This is a genomic window from Xanthocytophaga agilis, assembly GCF_030068605.1.
GTDB lineage: Bacteria > Bacteroidota > Bacteroidia > Cytophagales > 172606-1 > Xanthocytophaga > Xanthocytophaga agilis.
This window is the reverse complement of record NZ_JASJOU010000010.1, coordinates 187,722-204,496: the sequence shown is the minus strand read 5'-3', so window position 1 is coordinate 204,496 and position 16,775 is coordinate 187,722. Positions and strand designations below refer to the sequence as shown.

Below are 16,775 nucleotides of genomic sequence, written 5' to 3'. Positions count from 1 at the left end.
ATGTGAGCATTTTTACCAAAAGTAAATTGTAAATACCTGTTAACCAAAAGAATAACCACTCGTAATCTAAGTTCTTTGATTTTTCATTACTGCTTGTGTAATTTTAACAGTTTGTTGATCTGTAAAACCATCAGCCTTGTGAATAAGAATAGATTGAATGATAACTGGCTCCGGATTGTTGGAGTTTTGCTGGTGTTTATTCTTAATGCCGTAATTGAGGTTAATTATGTTGAAGAGTGGAATCTCATTACGCTCCTTCGGGTTTTGATTCTTTTGGGAAGTATTACACTTTCCTGGGAGGCCTCCCGCTTCCTAATCATTTATTTCAGACGAAAATTTTCTTCAGGCAAACAGCTTCTTCAAAGGATTCTGGTTACTGCCCTGTCAGGTACGGTGAGTGTGGCACTTATAAGTTGGGTTGCAGGAATAAGTAAGTATATAGTCAAATATGGGACATTAAAAGGTTTTTTTGAATCTCCCGGACAAACGACTCATATTGGCCTTAATCACAAAACGTTATCTCTCAATATTTATAAGATCGATTTTTTGTTAGGGGCTTTCTCATTTATTCTGCTATTTATCGTATATGAACTGTGGTTTTTTATTCGACAGGCAAGTGGAGATACCAAACGACTTTATCTGGCAGAGCAGGAGAATGAAGAATTAAAAAAGATCAGTCTGCATAATCAGTTGGAAGCGTTAAAAAGCCGTGTAAATCCTCATTTCTTATTTAATAGTTTAAATTCTCTTTCTACTCTTATAGAAGAAGATCCACAACAAGCTGAACATTTTCTGAATGAGTTAAGCCAGGTTTACCGTTACCTGCTAAGAGCTAATGATCACGATCTTACCACTCTTTCTTCTGAACTGGATTTTATTCGATCCTATTACCATCTGTTAAAAATTCGGCATGGGAATGGATTGGATCTGATTATTAATATTCATGAAGATTACACCTTCTATCAAATTCCTCCTTTGACCTTGCAACTATTGGTTGAAAATGCAGTTAAACACAATGTGATTTTACATGATAAACGATTAATTATCAAATTAGAAACCAACCAGCAAGCACAATTGATTGTTAAGAATAACCTGCAACGCAAACAGACTCGTGTTTTGTCAAATCAGGTAGGACTTAGTACAATTATTACCAAGTATCGGATGTTAGATCAACCAGAGCCTTTAGTTGTTGATAATGGCTTGGAGTTTTCTGTTACATTGCCTTTATTATATCCTGGTGCCAACTAAAATAAATTACCATAGGAGCTGATATTGATTCTATCTTCTTTAATAAGGCCTAATAATCTCAAACGCAGATACAACAACACTTACCAACTTCGTAGCCATTAACTCATTTATATGGTATCTATATAAATAAGTGGAAATGTTAACCTTGGCCGTATAGTAAAATTGTTAGATAGAAGGATATAACACTTACTTTTAACAGAATTAAGTTATCAATATATAGTTAATGGTGAGAAGTCACCCAATATTTCCCAATGAGTAGATCCTATTTGCGTAAAGTTTGGTTGACAAGTGTTTTTATCAATCCTCTCATTTGTACTCTATTCTCTGCTATGCATAAAATAACTATCAGAGATATACTAAGAGGTCATCTTGGATTACTGGAAACTATTGAGTTTACAGCAACATTCTTTTTTGTTGCTATTGGTGGTTTTATTTTTTCTTTACCTCTACTTGGCATTTGCAAAATAGCTCAACGATACCTGACTCAACACACTTCTTCAGAAATTCTGATACGAATCTGGATCATTCTCATTATAGGATTTGGCCTGTTAGTTCTCTGTTATTCTCTGAGCAGAGAATTTCTGACTAGCATACGACTAACTTCTATGTTTTTAGTTAGTGTTGTCTTGGCAAGTATCTACCATAGTTTCAGAGATAAATTAAACAATTACGCATGAATACCTATTCTGAAAATTCTTACTACAATTTCCTCTGCAATGATAAAGCATGTAAAGGAGATATTTGTTGCAAAAGAAGATAAAAGAATAGTTCTAATTTTTGTGTATTTCTTGGTAAAGCTATTTATTCAGTCGTTACTTCACTATGTCAATATAGCATTTTACCTATCATTATCTATCTACCTTGTATTGACGACTATAGGAATATTTCTTACTTTTTTATTAGATTATTATCTATTATTTAAAACGAAGAATAGAACGCTGAGATGGATTGCTATACTTCCATGTATTTATCTGAATATGTGGGCAATATTTGATCTACAGGATATTCTCATTTACATGTGCATGATAATGCTAAAGATGGGAATTGTGAATGATCCAATCCTTAGGTTTTTTGGAGTAGCTGGACTTTCTGCATTATAAAAATCAACCATTGTTGATGAGGCTAATTAGTAGACTATTTTTTAAATCAAAGAATCATCTTCATACTCCGCTTGAACTTACACTATTCAGCCTAATTGCTTACAATCTTACAGTTATCGTGATGACGTAGCTAGTTTTACAGAGATTTATAAAATATATATAATTTCTGAAAGGGGAAACCTTGCTTTGTCGTAAAGCACCTCTATTTTGTCATAATTGCGTCCTGCCTGACTAATTCTTTTGATATACATTTGATTTATAGAATCCAATATTGGAAGTGTATAAGAGTGTATTTGTAGAAAATAGTTAAACAGAAGTTTCAAAATGAATACGAGTGACAACAAAAAGTTGATGCAGTATATATTTGATCAACTTTCGCAAGGGAACGATCAACCATTTATAGATAGCATGGCTGATACTATGCGTTGGACATGGATGGGATCTGGTCAATGGTCCAAAACATTCGATGGGAAACAAGCTGTGTTAGGCGAGTTATGGGCAGCTGTAAGAACTACCTTAAAACCACCTTATAAAGTTATTGCCACTCGTTTCATTGCAGATGATGAGTATGTGGTGGTAGAAGCCACAGGGCAAAACACTACTCCGGATGGTAAATTATACAATAATAAATATTGCTGGGTATGTCGCATTGCAGAAGGCAAGCTACAGGAGCTAAATGAGTATATGGATACTCAACTTGTTACTGAAACATTTCAAGGCTAAGCCCATTTTTGTCTGGATACCAGAAATCAATTGTTGATATAAATACTACTACTTTCAGTAGATACAAGAACGATTATCTACTATCGCAAATCCAGGCGGTCAGAGAACTTATAGGATTTGATCAGCTTGTCTATCTGGTCAATGGCTTGTTGCAGATAATGGTTGTTAAAGTTATGAATGACCTGTTTGTGTAGCAGATAGATGTAGCTTATGGGTAGGCTGATACTTACCTTCCTTCGGTTATTGAGATAGGACGTTTCTAGCTTGCGTATAAACTGATGATGTAGCCAATGCAGGTCCCGTAACATAGCAATTTCCGTATATGAACTCTTGGTGGCATAGTATTCATACCGATACTCTATGTTTATGTCCAGATTGTCGGCTACCTCTTTAATTGCATCTGTTAATGCCAGCAGCACATCATGCTCCAGGGTTAGTTTTAACTTATCTTCCTGAAAAAGGAATGGCATAGAGTTGATAATAAAATGGCTGTTATACTAAGGCCTCAAATAATACCTCAACCGGATGCAGTGCCTTGCGATGTGTACCATCATGAATCTGATGTCGGCAACTTGTACCTGGTGCGGCAATAATAACATCTTCTGGTTGTTGACGAATGGTTGGAAATAGCACCAGTTCACCAATCTTCATAGATACAGCATAGTGTTCTCTCTCATAGCCAAAGGATCCCGCCATACCACAGCAACCTGAAGGAATAAGCTGTACTTCATAGTTAGCTGGTAGCGATAACATTTTCTTTGTAGGGACAACAGAAGCCAGTGCTTTCTGATGGCAATGTCCATGCAATTTGATCAGGCGTTTTTCCTGGTTAAACTGCTCTTTCCGGATATTGCCTGCATTGATTTCCCGAACAAAAAACTCTTCGATCAGTAATGCATTCTCGGCGAGTTTTATGGCTGTTGGTTGTAAGGATTCGGGTACGAGATCAATGTATTCATCCCGAAAGCTCAAGATCGCAGAAGGTTCAATACCAATGAGAGGCGCCTCGGCTGTGATAAGATCTTTTAATAACTCTACGTTTTTAACTGCCAACGTTTGTGCATCCCGAACCATTCCCTTAGAAAGATAGGATCTGCCACTTTCATGGTGTTCCGGGATAATTACCGTATAACCCAGTTTTTCCAGTAAGAAAATGGTTTTCTTGCCAATTTCTACATCATTGAAGTTCGTAAACTCATCACAAAACAGATAGACAACTTTGGAAGAATTCGTTTTAACAGGATGATTTGCTTGTTCCAGTACTCTAGCATCATACCATTTCTTCAAAGGCGTTTTAGCCAGTAATGGCATTGTGCGGTCAGGATGAAAACCTGCAAATCGATTAGCGATTTTTCGGATGGCTGTTGTACCAAAGATGATATTATAAACCCAGGGAGTCATAGAAGCTACCTGCATCTGTTTGGCGAAGTTTCCAACCAGCCAACTTCGAAGCGGAATGCCGTTTACATCATGGTAATGTTGCAGGAATTCAGCCTTCAGCTTAGCTATATCTACATTGGATGGACATTCAGACTTACATCCTTTACAGCTCAGACACAAGTCCATTACTTCTTTTACTACCCTGGCCCGACGGGCTACACCCTGTCCCGCCTTATCCATAAAGGCTGCTTTGCCACCTTCTGATCCTGCATAGGAAGAGGGAAGTTTGGTTAAAAAGTCCCGCAGGCTATTGGCACGTGCACGTGTAGTATCTTTTTCGTCACGGGTTGCCATGTAGCTTGGACACATCGTACCTCCTGTAAGATGCGTTTTGCGGCAATCTCCGGAACCACTACACTTTTCTGTAAGACGAAGTACATTTTCCTGTCGGCTAAAACTAAAGACGGTATCTACATTGGCATATGAGTGATCGGGCTTATACCGCAGAAAGGCATTCATAGGAGGAGTATCTACAATTTTTCCTGCATTGAAAACGCCATTAGGGTCAAAGATCCGTTTTACTTCTTTAAAGAGTTGATATACTTTATCACCCATCATAAAAGGGATAAACTCTCCGCGTAAACGACCATCACCATGTTCACCACTTAGCGCGCCTCCATATTTTTTTACCAGAGCTGCTGTCTTAGCTAAAATCTCCCTGAAAAGTGAATTGCCTTCTGATGTCTTAAGGTTAATCATCGGTTCTACATGCAGTTCGCCTGCTCCTGCATGGGCATACATCGAATAGGTGAGATTATATTGCTGAAGAAGTTGTTCCAGTTCACGTATATAGGCTGGCAGATCCGTTACATCTACAGCACAATCTTCGATCAGATTTACAGGTTGGGTATCGCCCGGAAGATTTCGTATGAGTCCCAGGCCTGCTTTTCTCACATCCCAGACTTGTTTGGTAGGCTCTCCATAGATAACCGGATAGGCGTAACCTAATCCTGCCTGTTTCAAGTCTGCTACCAATTTCTCTGCTCTCTGTGCTACGGCTTCCTGAGTTTCCTCCATAAATTCTACCATCAGTATAGCCTGAGGATCTCCTTCAATAAAGAAACGGTTTTTATGATATTCCGGATGTCCGTTGGTAAAATCCAGTATATACTTATCTACCAGTTCAGAGGCCATAGGAGCATGGTACTGCATAGCAAGCTGATTCACGCGTAAGGCCTCATCAATGGAGTTTGCATGAATGCATACTATCGCTGTTTCTTTTGGTGGAAGGGGTAGGAGATTTAGTTTGATCTCAGTAAGGAACATCAGTGTGCCTTCCGATCCTGCAATGAGCTTTGAAAGATTAAATTTGTTTGGAGAACTTCCTTTATAATAAGGCAGAAATGCATCTAATGCATACCCGCTGTTTCTTCGCCGGATAGTAGGTTTAGGGAAATTATCGGTAATAGCGGTTTGGTTCTCCGTATTGGAAAGTAGCTGATCCAGTCGATTGTAAATACGGTGTTCAAACTTTCGGTTGGCAGGTATCTGTTCAATGAAGTTAGAAACACCAAAGTCGAGTGGATTGAATTTCTTCTGCTCAAACTCTTTGTCTGTCAGTTCCCGAAACTCCACTTCTGAACCGTCACTGAGGTATCCTTTTACTGCCAATAGGTGATCTCTGGTAGTGCCCCAGACAATAGAATGAAGTCCACAGGAGTTGTTCCCAACCATACCACCAATCATTGCCCTGCTGGCAGTAGATGTTTCCGGACCAAAAAATAAACCATATGGTAATAGTACTTTATTTAAATCGTCCCGAATAACACCTGGCTGTACACGTACCCATCGTCCCTTTTCGTTGATCTCCAGTATCTGGGTCATGTGTTTGGATATATCTACTACCAGTCCCTTGCCTACCACTTGTCCTGCCAGTGATGTTCCGGCAGCTCTCGGAATAAGAGTAATCTGATTTTCATCCGCAAAGCGAATGAGTGTTTGTATATCCTGATTGGTTTTAGGATGGGCCACTGCCAATGGGGTTTCCTGATATGCGGATGCATCTGTTGCATAAACGGTACGCATAACGTTATCCCAGTATAGTTCGCCACTTAATTTTTTAGCCAGTAGTTGAAAACGATCTTCCATGCAGGTAAACAATTTGTACAAATGTAATGACTACACTGATAAATTTTGACACAGGTACTACAGGTTTTTACAAAACTGATACTAGATATAAGTTTGTAACACTGTCATTCAGAAAGCAATAGAATACCTGACAAATAAAGAGATCTCCATTTATCGAGACAGTTTACAATAAATTAATACTATTTTTTATCAATTCTTTTCAACAAATAGGTAACTTAAAACGTTTTTGTTGTGTATTTAACTTAACCCTTACTGCTATGAATCTCACTCCTGAAAAAACCGCGGTTGTTCTAATCGAATTCCAAAATGATTTTACAAGTCCGGGCGGAAGTCTGCATGATGCTGTAAAAGGCGTGATGCAATCCACTAATATGTTGGCAAATACTGTTAATGTGGTAACGAAAGCCCGTGAAATGGGGGCACAGATCATGCATGTGCCTATTTCGTTTACAGATGGCTACCACGAATTACGTCGTCAACCCTATGGTATTCTGAAGGGTGTAGTAGATAGCAAGTCTTTCCGTAAAGGGACATGGGGAGTAGAAATTGTAGATGTGTTAAAGCCTCAGGCAGAAGATATAATCATTGAAGGAAAGCGTGGACTGGATGGATTTGTCAGCACCAATCTAGATTTTATTCTGCGTAGTCGGGGTATTCAAACCATCGCCCTGGCTGGATTTTTGACAAATTGCTGTGTAGAGTCTACTATGCGTACCGGATACGAACTGGGTTATGAAGTAATCACATTAACAGATTGCACCGCTACCTTAAGTGAAGAAGAACAAAAGATGGCTTGTGAGAAAGATTATCCTATGTTTTCACAACCTATGAAAGGAGTAGATTTTATTGGAGAGCTGGAAGGAAAGCTGGTGGTTGAATCTACAGGTGGAAGAGGGTATAATTAATATATCTATATCGCAACATGATCATCCCGAGTGTGGGATGTGATTTTTACCAGTACCTGTACTTTTAGAGAGTATAGGTACTGGTTCTGTTTTGATAAATCCATATTCCGTAGTTTGTTGTTCCAATCATCAATCTTCCACTGAGTCCCTACTTTTCCAGGTTCTCCCGTACTGAACTGCATCTAATCTACTAAAATTCTCTCTGTGGTATAATCTGGCCAGAAAAATAATATTCTCCCATAGAGGATATATTTATCTAAAAAAATAATTATTTTTGTTTTGAATTGAAATATTTTTAGAAGGATTCTTGAAGTTATTGCTTTTAACCAAAGATTCTATGCCTATTTATCACAAACTAGGAAAGCTACCCACCAAACGGCATACACAGTTTGAGAAGCCAGATGGAGGATTGTACTATGAAGAATTATTTGGGACTGTAGGGTTTGAAGGTATGTCTTCCTTGCTCTATCATCTGCATCGTCCCACACAGGTCAAACAGGTAGGAGAGTCAAAGGATATTACCCCTAAGGTGGCAGTGGACCGTAATATGAAAGCCCGTAAACTGATTGGATTTCAGGTGCCGCCTGCTGATGATTTCCTTGAGTCACGAGTACCACTGCTGGTAAATACGGATCTGATTTTTGGATTGGCCGCTCCCCGTAAATCGTTGCGTGATTATTTCTACAAGAATGCAGATTCCGATGAACTGTTATTCATCCACAAGGGAAGTGGAGTATTACGTACTATGCTTGGAAATATTTCTTTTGAATACGGTGACTATCTGATCATTCCCAGAGGAATGATTTACCAGATTGACTTTACTACAGAAGACAATCGGTTACTCTATCTTGAGAGTCATCATCCTATCTATACTCCCAAGAAATACCGGAACTGGTTTGGACAGCTACTGGAGCATTCCCCGTATTGTGAACGGGATTATAAGCTGCCTGAACAGCTGGAAACATATAATGAAAAGGGCGACTTTCTATTAAAAATAAAGAAACAAGGATATTTGCACGAACTGATGTATGGTTATCATCCGTTTGATGTGGTTGGATACGATGGATACAATTATCCCTGGGGCTTTTCGATCCATAATTTTGAACCTATTACAGGCAGAGTGCATCAGCCACCTCCTGTACATCTTACGTTTGAGACCAGTGCCTTTGTTGTATGTTCATTTTGTCCGAGATTATACGACTATCACCCCAAGGCAGTTCCTGCACCCTATAATCATAGCAATATTGATTCGGATGAAGTTTTGTATTACGTAGATGGGGATTTTATGAGTCGCAATGATATTGCTCAAGGTCATATTACGCTCCATCCGGGAGGGATTCCCCATGGGCCGCATCCAGGTGCGATGGAGCGTAGCCTTGGCAAAACACGTACCGAAGAACTGGCTGTGATGGTAGATACCTTTCGTCCATTGATGTTGACAGAAGAGGCATTAAAACTTGACGATGGTAAATATTACCTGTCGTGGCTTAGTGAGAATGAAGCAATCAACTGATTTTTATCAGACACTTATATCAACAAACTAATCATAATTGTATGGATGTTTCAGTAACTTCTCCTGATATTGAGAAGGTTTTTCCGGATGCGGAAGACTTTCTGCCTCTCAATGGTACCGACTATATTGAGCTGTATGTTAGCAACTCAAAGCAAGCTGCACATTTTTATAAAACGGCTTTTGGATTTCAGTCATTAGCGTATGCAGGCCTCTCTACCGGATCAAAAGACTGTGAGAGTTATGTAGTACAACAAGGAAAGATCCGATTAGTATTGACGTCTCCATTAAAACCCGGGACTCTTATAGGAAAACACATTGATGATCATGGAGATGGGGTAAAATCGGTGGCCTTATGGGTAGATGATGCCGAAAAGTCATTTCAGGAAACGGTGAAGCGGGGGGCTATACCTTATATAGAACCTGTTACTCAAAAAGACGAGTTTGGAGAGACAAAGAAGAGTGGCATTAAGGTGTTTGGCGATACAACCTATTTATTTATAGAAAGGAAAAACTATCAGGGTACTTTCTTGCCAGGTTTTGTCAAATGGGACTCAAACTATAATCCCTCTCCACTGGGACTAGAGTATGTAGACCATATGGTTTGCAATGTAGGCTGGAATGAAATGAATAAGTGGGTGGAGTTTTATGCCAAGGTGATGGGCTTTACACAGTTGGTCTCCTTTGACGACAAAGACATTTCTACCGAATACACAGCCTTGATGAGCAAAGTAATGAGTAATGGAAATGGACGGATTAAGTTTCCGGTAAATGAACCTGCTGAAGGAAAAAAGAAATCACAAGTAGAAGAGTACCTGGATTTTTATCATGGACCAGGCATCCAGCATATTGCAGTAGCTACAAATAATATCATTGAAACTGTAACCGCCCTGCAAAGCAGAGGAGTGGAGTTTCTATCAGTGCCTGCCAGCTACTATGAAGATCTGCTGGATCGGGTCGGGGAGATTGACGAAGACCTGAAACCAATTAAAGAACTGGGTATTCTGGTAGATCGTGATGATGAGGGGTATCTGTTGCAGATTTTTACAAAGCCAATAGAGCCACGACCAACATTATTTTTTGAGATCATTCAGCGGAAAGGTGCTAAGTCATTTGGTAAGGGAAACTTTAAAGCTTTGTTTGAAGCGATAGAACGCGAACAGGAGTTGAGAGGTACATTGTAGCAAGCCTATTATAAATAACATTGTCTGTTAGAGAAAAAAGGTATAAGAGAAAGATGTAATTTTTAGCGATAGACAACAACGGTGTGGCTTTGTATCTGTAGTATGCAAAGCCACACCGTTGTTGTTTCTTCATTGTGCTGTAGTTGAAAAATCCTCTACATTTAAACGAAAGACCAACAAACGAATACTAGTTATGAAAAAATCCTGGGTACCGATACCAGAAGGAAGCGACTTTCCATTAGAGAATCTGCCATATGGTATTTTTCAGATTAACCGACAACATCCTCGTGCAGGAGTAGCGATAGGAGATTACATTCTGGACCTTCATGCAGTGGCAGAGGTCGGCTTGCTGGAAGAGATACCCAATGCTGCTGAAGTTTTTGGTAGCTCATACTTAAATGCCTTTATAGCACTGGGGAAGCCTGTATGGCAAGTAGCCCGTCAAAAAATAACTGAATTGCTCTTGGAAAGCAATAAGGAGTTGCAACCCTATCGCGACCAGGTATTGATCAGGCAGGCGGATGCTACTTTACAGATGCCTGTTCAGATTGGTAACTATACAGACTTCTATTCCAGTATAGAACATGCAACTAACGTAGGGAAACAATTCCGACCGGATAATCCACTTTTGCCCAACTGGAAACATTTGCCCATAGCCTATCATGGGAGAGCGTCTTCGATTGTGGTATCAGGAACTGACATTCACCGACCTAAAGGACAACGAAAAGTGGCAGATGCTGATGTACCTACTTTTGGCCCATCCAAACGAATGGATTTTGAACTGGAGGTTGCCTTTGTCATAGGCAAGGAAACGGCTTTAGGACAAACTGTTTCTACTAGTCAGGCTGAAGAGCATATCTTTGGCTTTTTTTTATTTAACGACTGGTCTGCCCGTGACATTCAGGGATGGGAATACCAGCCTCTGGGACCATTTCTCGGAAAAAACTTTGCTTCTTCTGTGTCTCCCTGGATTGTGACTCTGGATGCACTGGAACCTTTCCGAACAGGTAGTCCGGTTCAGAATCCTACCGTATTGCCATACCTGCAATATGAAGGGGAGCACTCTTTTGATATTCAGCTTGAAGTAGCCATTCAGCCGGAAGGTACAACAGAGCAGATAGTTTGCCGATCCAACTTTAAGTATCTGTACTGGAACATTTGTCAGCAACTGGCACATCATACTGTCAATGGATGTAACCTTTGTATAGGGGATGTAATGGCATCTGGCACAATATCGGGTGAAAGTGCAGATAGCTGGGGATCATTACTGGAACTTACAGAGGGAGGACGAAAACCACTAATTTTTTTAGATGGGGTAGAAAGAAAGTTTTTGGAGGATAATGATACTGTTGTTATGAAGGGTTTTTGTGAAAAAGATGGATTGCGAATTGGTTTTGGGGAAGTACGTGGTAAATTACTGCCATCATTGTAACTACGGAATTATAGCATGATTCATACATTTGATTTTTCTAAACTTTCCATTATGGAAAGTCAGGGACTGCTGCAAAGTTTAGTTTGTCCTCGTCCTATTGCCTTTGCCAGTACAGTAGACGCTTTGGGCAATGTCAATTTGAGTCCTTTCAGCTTTTTCAACATGTTCAGTACCAATCCGCCTATTGTGGTGTTTTCGCCTTCCCGCAGAGGGAGGGATGCTACTACCAAACACACCTATGAAAATGTGCTGGAAGTACCGGAGGTAGTTATTAACATTGTAAATTATAGTATAGTAGAACAAACATCTCTGGCTAGTGTCGAATACGAGAAAGGCGTAAACGAATTTATCAAGGCTGGGCTTACACCAGTACCTTCCAAGAGTGTGAAGCCGCCACGGGTAGCTGAAAGCCCGGCTAGCCTGGAGTGTCGGGTAAATGAGATTATCCCGTTAGGAACGGGTGGGGGAGCTGGTACACTGGTTGTTTGTGAAGTATTGTTGGTTCATGTGAAGGAACAAGTGCTGGATGCATCCGGTAAAAGGGCAGATCCCAGAGCTTTGGATCTGGTTGCCAGAATGGGCGGAGATTACTATGCCCATATATCAAGCGAGTCTTTGTTTATAGTACCTAAGCCTAATCAGAAAAAAGGAATAGGAGTAGACCAGATTCCTTTTCGTATCCGTAACAGTCGGATTCTGACAGGAAATAATCTGGGAAGGTTAGGCAATACGGAAATCATACCAGATGAGGGTGCTGTGTCGGCCTTTGCAAACGACCCTCGCATTGCAGAGATCTTTGAACGGTTTTCGCACCATACAGAGTCATTGGAAGATCACCTGCATCAACTGGCAAAGGAGTTATTAGAAGCCGGACAGGTAGAAGACGCCTGGAAGACCTTACTACAGCTAAGATGATTATCTAAATCCTGGCAAAGTGTAAGTTTTCATAATAGGTAATTTCTTTATTGTATCTGCCAGAAAGACGTTATTCAAAGGTAACATCACTTTTATAAAGTGATTGAAATAAAGTTGATTGAATGAATACATGCCAATGAAATGGTGTGTAAATTTGAACAAAATTTATTGTATGAAAGACGTTATTCGAATTGGTACTCGTGGAAGTGCGTTAGCTTTATGGCAAGCTCATCATGTTGCAAATCTCTTGTCACAGGGAGGTGTATCCACAGAGATTATCGCAATTGAGACTCAGGGAGACAAGATTCTGGATCGTTCATTATCTAAGATTGGCAGTAAAGGTGTATTCACAGCAGAACTAGAAGATGCTCTTTATAATCATCGAATAGATATTGCTGTTCATAGTGCAAAAGATTTACCATCAGAACTACCCGCTGGATTGGAAATTATCGCATTCACAGAACGGGAAAGAGTAAATGATGTACTTGTTAGCTTTAATAAGAGTATTTCCCTTACAGATAATAAACCTTGGGTGATTGGAACTTCCTCTACACGTCGGATCGCCATGTTGCAGCACTATTATCCTTATTTGCGAACAACAGATATGAGAGGCAATCTGCAAACACGGATGAGAAAGCTTCAGGAAGGCCAGTGTGATGCATTGTTATTGGCTTATGCCGGAGTCCATCGTATGAATTATGATGAACATATTGTAGCCTATATGCCTACAGATACTTTTACTCCTGCGGTTGGACAGGGAAGTATTGCTATCGAAGCATCAGAAAGTTTGGAGGATACCAAACGGAGCAAAATTCGACAGCTGATTAATCATAAGACAACGGAAGTCGTTTTGCGGACAGAAAGAGCCTATCTGAATAGGTTGCAGGGAGGATGTAGTATTCCTTCTTTTGGGCTGGCAACCTTTTCTACTTCAGAAGATTTAGTTACACTACATGCTGGAATTATTAGTTTGGATGGCACACGTCTGGTTTCTAAAACTTTACAGCAATCATCTGCTAATGCTGAAATAATGGGATCTCAGATGGCTGATGAGGTTTTAAGTTCAGGTGGCGCTGAGATTTTACGGAAGATACGAGAACAGCAGGCCGTGAATAAATAGGCAATAATGTCAAGTCCTAGTGAGGTTATGACTCGATAGGACTTGACATTATTTTTGATTAAACCAATTTAGAAGGTTCTCCATATATGTTGTTGCTTCTGTAGTTCCTTCTTCCGGGGCCCAAGGGGCAAATTGCTTATCATCTGTAGGATTGTATGGTCCATCTTTAAGCTCATAAAGTACAGATCCTGTTTCTAATGCTATAAGGGTGTGATATGTACGTGGAGGAATTTCCAGACCAAAGTTTCCCAGGACAGGATTTAATTCTACATGATCTTTGATTTCCCCTTTTTCATCAAACGCCACTACCAGAATTCTACCCCGTAAGATTAAGAAAGCTTCCCTTTTATCGGGGTTCTCATGTTTGTGAGGTCTTACATATGTCCCAGGCTCCATAGCATTTAACATCCGGTTTAGCAGATCCGTTGGTGTCTGGTGAAAGTTGTGATTCATTCGTAGACGTGGTACAGTTCGTGCTTTCTCTGTAACTTGATCCAGTAAAGCCTGATTAATAGGTATGAACATTGAAAATGAATGATTTGATTTTTGTAAAGATACTATTTATTACAATATTCTTATCCTTTGAAGTTGTATGCCATAAGAGGAAAGGCATCAACAGTATTTTTTGAGTTATCTTTGCCTATCTTTCTCTTCTTTGATAATATCTTACTCAGTATAAAATACACGTTTAACCCGTTCGCTGATCCCTGTCATGAGCTCATATGGAATTGTACCTGCCCATTTTGCAAGTTGCTGAACAGGAAGTTGCTCTCCAAAGATAATCACTTCATCACCTTCCTGTGCTTCAATATCTGTGATATCTACCATACTCATATCCATACACACGCTACCTATTACAGGTGCAAGCTGACCATTAATCCATACACTGCCTGTGCCAACACTAAAACGTCTGTCAAATCCATCTGCATAACCAATCGCAATAGTTGCAGTAGTACTATCTCTGGTTACCTTGCCCCGGCGTCCATAACCAACAGTGTCACCAGGTTTTTCATGTTTGATTTGTGATATTGTGGTTTTAAGTGTTCCTACCGTCTTTAAATGTTCCTGTTCTGCTTCATTTGCTCCTACTCCATAAAGCCCTATACCTAAGCGTACCATATCAAATTGTCCTTCCGGATAGTGGGCAATTCCCGCAGAATTGACAATGTGCCGGATAGGTTCATAGCCCAGTGCTTCTATCAGCAGAGAAGAAATTTTGTCAAGCTGTGTAATTTGTTGAAGTGTATACTCTCTCTCCGCTGGATCATCAGATGCGGCCAAATGGCTAAAAATAGCTGCAACCTGTATACGATGATGATTTCGTTGAAGCTTGTCAATTAATTGAGGGATATGTTCTTCCTCAAAGCCCAAACGATGCATGCCTGTTTCAACCTTGAGATGAATCTTAGCCGATTGGTCATTGTTTTCCAGAAAATTGAGGAATTCCTGCAATATACGTGGACTGTAAATTTCTGGCTCCAACTGGTAATCAATTATTTGCTGAAAAGTTTCTTCTGATGGATTCATTACCATTATAGGAAGAGTAATACCATTTTCGCGAAGTATAACTCCTTCATCTGCATAGGCCACTGCCAGATAGTCTACCCGATGAAACTGGAGTAAGCTGGCCACTTCTGCGCTGCCACTGCCATAAGCAAAAGCCTTGACCATCGCCATAAGCTTGGTGTGCGGTTTGAGTTTACTACGGAAGTAATTGAGATTATGTACAATAGCATCCAGGTTTATTTCCAGCACGGTGCCATGTGTTTTTTGCTGAAGTTTCTGGATAATCCGTTCAAACCGGAAGGTTCGGGCTCCCTTTATAAGAATGAGTTCATTGGAGAATAATGTGCTTGCTTTTTTTAAAAAGTCTTCAGTAGTAGGAAACAAAAGTGTCGGGATGTCAAAACAATCTGCATTGCGTGATAGTATTTCTCCGATTCCAATAAGTCTGTCTATATTTTTGGAATGTAATAACTCTGCAATACGTGTGTAAAGCTGCTTTTCAGGTTCGCCTGACTCCAGTACATCAGATAATACAACTGTTTTTTTTGCTCGTTGTTGTTGGTTACTCAGAAAATCAAGTGCAATCTGTAAGCCAGCAAGATCATTGTTGTAGGTATCGTCAATCAGATAGCAGCCTCTGATGCCTTGTTTCAATTCAAGTCGCATCGATACCGGGTGTATCAGTTGTAATTGCGTTTCTATCTCTGGTTGGCTAATTCCCAGATGTTGCATTAAAGTAATACAATGCATAAGGTTTTCTCCTTCTCCTTTTCCCATAGATGTCAGCGAAGTATCTATCCTTTTCCAGGTCCATCGTTTTATGTGATTGGGCAAATGAGCAGAAAGGTATTTGTGAATTTCAGTGTGCTCTTCACAATAAACTACTGCATCACAATGTTCAAATAATTTTGCTTTCTCAGCAATCTTTTGTTGTCTGCTGATAAAGCCTTCATCGTGGGCAGTACCTATATTGGTAAATATGCCAATTGTTGGTTGTATAGTTTTTTCCAGATATATCATTTCATCTGGTTGTGAAATTCCAGCTTCAAAGATCCCCAACGTATGGGAGGCATTGATCTGCCAGACCGATAAGGGTACTCCTACCTGTGAGTTATAACTTCGTGGACTTTTAACAACCTGATACCTCTTGCTGAGTAAAGTAGCGAGCCATTCTTTGACAATAGTTTTCCCATTACTACCTGTTATTCCTATTATGGGAATAGCAAACTGGTTTCGATGCGATGCCGCTATTTGTTGAAGAGCTCTTACGCTATTAGGGACTATTGCTACAGATGCATCTTTTAAGTCTGTTATTGTTGAGATATAGGAATTATTTTCTTCAATAATGAATTGCCGAACCCCTTTTGCATAGAGATCTTTTACAAACTGGTGACCATCATGTCGTTCTCCATTGATAGCAAAAAATAAGGAAGTAGCCGGGGCAGTTAATCTGCGACTGTCAATCAACAAATGTTCAATAGGTGTAGATATTGCTGTAGCAGAAAGTATTTTTCCACTAGTAATTTCTAGAAGTTGGCTGAAATATAACATGCCACAAAGATAGGCTGTCAAAACAAAACCCCACAGGATTTTTAAAACCTTGT

General features: G+C 39.8%; 13 protein-coding genes. 9 read left to right on the top strand and 4 right to left on the bottom strand.

Annotated elements, in window-relative coordinates; translation table 11 throughout:
• Nucleotides 1-138 precede the first annotated feature (138 nt).
• From QNI22_RS25640 to QNI22_RS25630, 3 genes are all read left to right on the top strand, one after another.
• Nucleotides 139-1,248: a sensor histidine kinase gene (locus QNI22_RS25640; RefSeq protein WP_314515011.1), complete on the top strand. Its 1,110-nt coding sequence runs from the start codon at nucleotides 139-141 to the stop codon at nucleotides 1,246-1,248.
• A gap of 329 nt (nucleotides 1,249-1,577) precedes the next feature.
• The gene (locus QNI22_RS25635) at nucleotides 1,578-1,925 is read left to right on the top strand and encodes a hypothetical protein (RefSeq protein WP_314515007.1); all 348 of its coding nucleotides are present in this window, start codon (nucleotides 1,578-1,580) and stop codon (nucleotides 1,923-1,925) included.
• A 747-nt stretch (nucleotides 1,926-2,672) separates the two neighbouring features.
• The gene (locus QNI22_RS25630; protein ID WP_314515004.1) at nucleotides 2,673-3,071 is read left to right on the top strand and encodes a nuclear transport factor 2 family protein; all 399 of its coding nucleotides are present in this window, start codon (nucleotides 2,673-2,675) and stop codon (nucleotides 3,069-3,071) included.
• Between the two features lie 80 nt (nucleotides 3,072-3,151).
• Here the strand turns inward: QNI22_RS25630 and QNI22_RS25625 are convergent, their stop codons facing one another.
• Nucleotides 3,152-3,541 (bottom strand): hypothetical protein, encoded by a 390-nt coding sequence (locus QNI22_RS25625; RefSeq protein ID WP_314515001.1) that lies wholly within the window; start codon nucleotides 3,539-3,541, stop codon nucleotides 3,152-3,154.
• 22 nt (nucleotides 3,542-3,563) lie between these two features.
• Nucleotides 3,564-6,599, bottom strand: a complete 3,036-nt coding sequence (locus tag QNI22_RS25620; RefSeq protein WP_314514998.1) for an FAD-binding and (Fe-S)-binding domain-containing protein — start codon at nucleotides 6,597-6,599, stop codon at nucleotides 3,564-3,566.
• A gap of 257 nt (nucleotides 6,600-6,856) precedes the next feature.
• On the opposite strand from QNI22_RS25620, the gene QNI22_RS25615 reads away from it, so the two are divergent.
• The 6 genes from QNI22_RS25615 to hemC all read left to right on the top strand — a co-directional run bounded on the left by QNI22_RS25615 (nucleotide 6,857) and on the right by hemC (nucleotide 13,665).
• Nucleotides 6,857-7,504 (top strand): cysteine hydrolase family protein, encoded by a 648-nt coding sequence (locus QNI22_RS25615; RefSeq protein ID WP_314514995.1) that lies wholly within the window; start codon nucleotides 6,857-6,859, stop codon nucleotides 7,502-7,504.
• A gap of 337 nt (nucleotides 7,505-7,841) precedes the next feature.
• Nucleotides 7,842-9,017, top strand: a complete 1,176-nt coding sequence (locus tag QNI22_RS25610; RefSeq protein WP_314514993.1) for a homogentisate 1,2-dioxygenase — start codon at nucleotides 7,842-7,844, stop codon at nucleotides 9,015-9,017.
• A 41-nt stretch (nucleotides 9,018-9,058) separates the two neighbouring features.
• Nucleotides 9,059-10,198, top strand: a complete 1,140-nt coding sequence (gene hppD, locus QNI22_RS25605) for a 4-hydroxyphenylpyruvate dioxygenase (RefSeq protein WP_314514991.1) — start codon at nucleotides 9,059-9,061, stop codon at nucleotides 10,196-10,198.
• A 193-nt stretch (nucleotides 10,199-10,391) separates the two neighbouring features.
• Nucleotides 10,392-11,630: a fumarylacetoacetase gene (gene fahA, locus QNI22_RS25600; RefSeq protein WP_314514989.1), complete on the top strand. Its 1,239-nt coding sequence runs from the start codon at nucleotides 10,392-10,394 to the stop codon at nucleotides 11,628-11,630.
• Between the two features lie 15 nt (nucleotides 11,631-11,645).
• Nucleotides 11,646-12,545, top strand: coding sequence for a flavin reductase family protein (locus tag QNI22_RS25595; protein WP_314514987.1), 900 nt, complete (start codon nucleotides 11,646-11,648; stop codon nucleotides 12,543-12,545).
• Between the two features lie 172 nt (nucleotides 12,546-12,717).
• The gene (gene hemC, locus QNI22_RS25590) at nucleotides 12,718-13,665 is read left to right on the top strand and encodes a hydroxymethylbilane synthase (RefSeq protein ID WP_314514986.1); all 948 of its coding nucleotides are present in this window, start codon (nucleotides 12,718-12,720) and stop codon (nucleotides 13,663-13,665) included.
• Nucleotides 13,666-13,713: 48 nt separating this feature from the next.
• Here hemC and QNI22_RS25585 read toward each other — a convergent pair whose 3' ends face one another.
• Together QNI22_RS25585 and alr are read right to left on the bottom strand one after the other, a co-directional pair.
• Nucleotides 13,714-14,190 carry a WbuC family cupin fold metalloprotein gene (locus tag QNI22_RS25585; protein ID WP_314514985.1) on the bottom strand — a complete coding sequence of 159 codons (477 nt, stop codon included), beginning with the start codon at nucleotides 14,188-14,190 and terminating at the stop codon, nucleotides 13,714-13,716.
• 141 nt (nucleotides 14,191-14,331) lie between these two features.
• Nucleotides 14,332-16,722, bottom strand: a complete 2,391-nt coding sequence (alr, locus tag QNI22_RS25580; protein WP_314514982.1) for an alanine racemase — start codon at nucleotides 16,720-16,722, stop codon at nucleotides 14,332-14,334.
• Nucleotides 16,723-16,775 lie beyond the last annotated feature (53 nt).

What these genes read in the sequence shown, in the direction of transcription:
- QNI22_RS25615 (WP_314514995.1), top strand. Translation starts at nt 6,857, where the DNA reads ATGAATCTCACTCCTGAAAAAACCGCGGTTGTTCTAATCGAATTCCAA.
- fahA (WP_314514989.1), top strand. Translation starts at nt 10,392, where the DNA reads ATGAAAAAATCCTGGGTACCGATACCAGAAGGAAGCGACTTTCCATTA.
- QNI22_RS25595 (WP_314514987.1), top strand. Translation starts at nt 11,646, where the DNA reads ATGATTCATACATTTGATTTTTCTAAACTTTCCATTATGGAAAGTCAG.
- QNI22_RS25585 (WP_314514985.1), bottom strand. Translation starts at nt 14,190, where the DNA reads ATGTTCATACCTATTAATCAGGCTTTACTGGATCAAGTTACAGAGAAA.
- QNI22_RS25630 (WP_314515004.1), top strand. Translation starts at nt 2,673, where the DNA reads ATGAATACGAGTGACAACAAAAAGTTGATGCAGTATATATTTGATCAA.
- hppD (WP_314514991.1), top strand. Translation starts at nt 9,059, where the DNA reads ATGGATGTTTCAGTAACTTCTCCTGATATTGAGAAGGTTTTTCCGGAT.
- QNI22_RS25625 (WP_314515001.1), bottom strand. Translation starts at nt 3,541, where the DNA reads ATGCCATTCCTTTTTCAGGAAGATAAGTTAAAACTAACCCTGGAGCAT.
- QNI22_RS25620 (WP_314514998.1), bottom strand. Translation starts at nt 6,599, where the DNA reads ATGGAAGATCGTTTTCAACTACTGGCTAAAAAATTAAGTGGCGAACTA.
- alr (WP_314514982.1), bottom strand. Translation starts at nt 16,722, where the DNA reads ATGTTATATTTCAGCCAACTTCTAGAAATTACTAGTGGAAAAATACTT.
- hemC (WP_314514986.1), top strand. Translation starts at nt 12,718, where the DNA reads ATGAAAGACGTTATTCGAATTGGTACTCGTGGAAGTGCGTTAGCTTTA.
- QNI22_RS25635 (WP_314515007.1), top strand. Translation starts at nt 1,578, where the DNA reads ATGCATAAAATAACTATCAGAGATATACTAAGAGGTCATCTTGGATTA.
- QNI22_RS25610 (WP_314514993.1), top strand. Translation starts at nt 7,842, where the DNA reads ATGCCTATTTATCACAAACTAGGAAAGCTACCCACCAAACGGCATACA.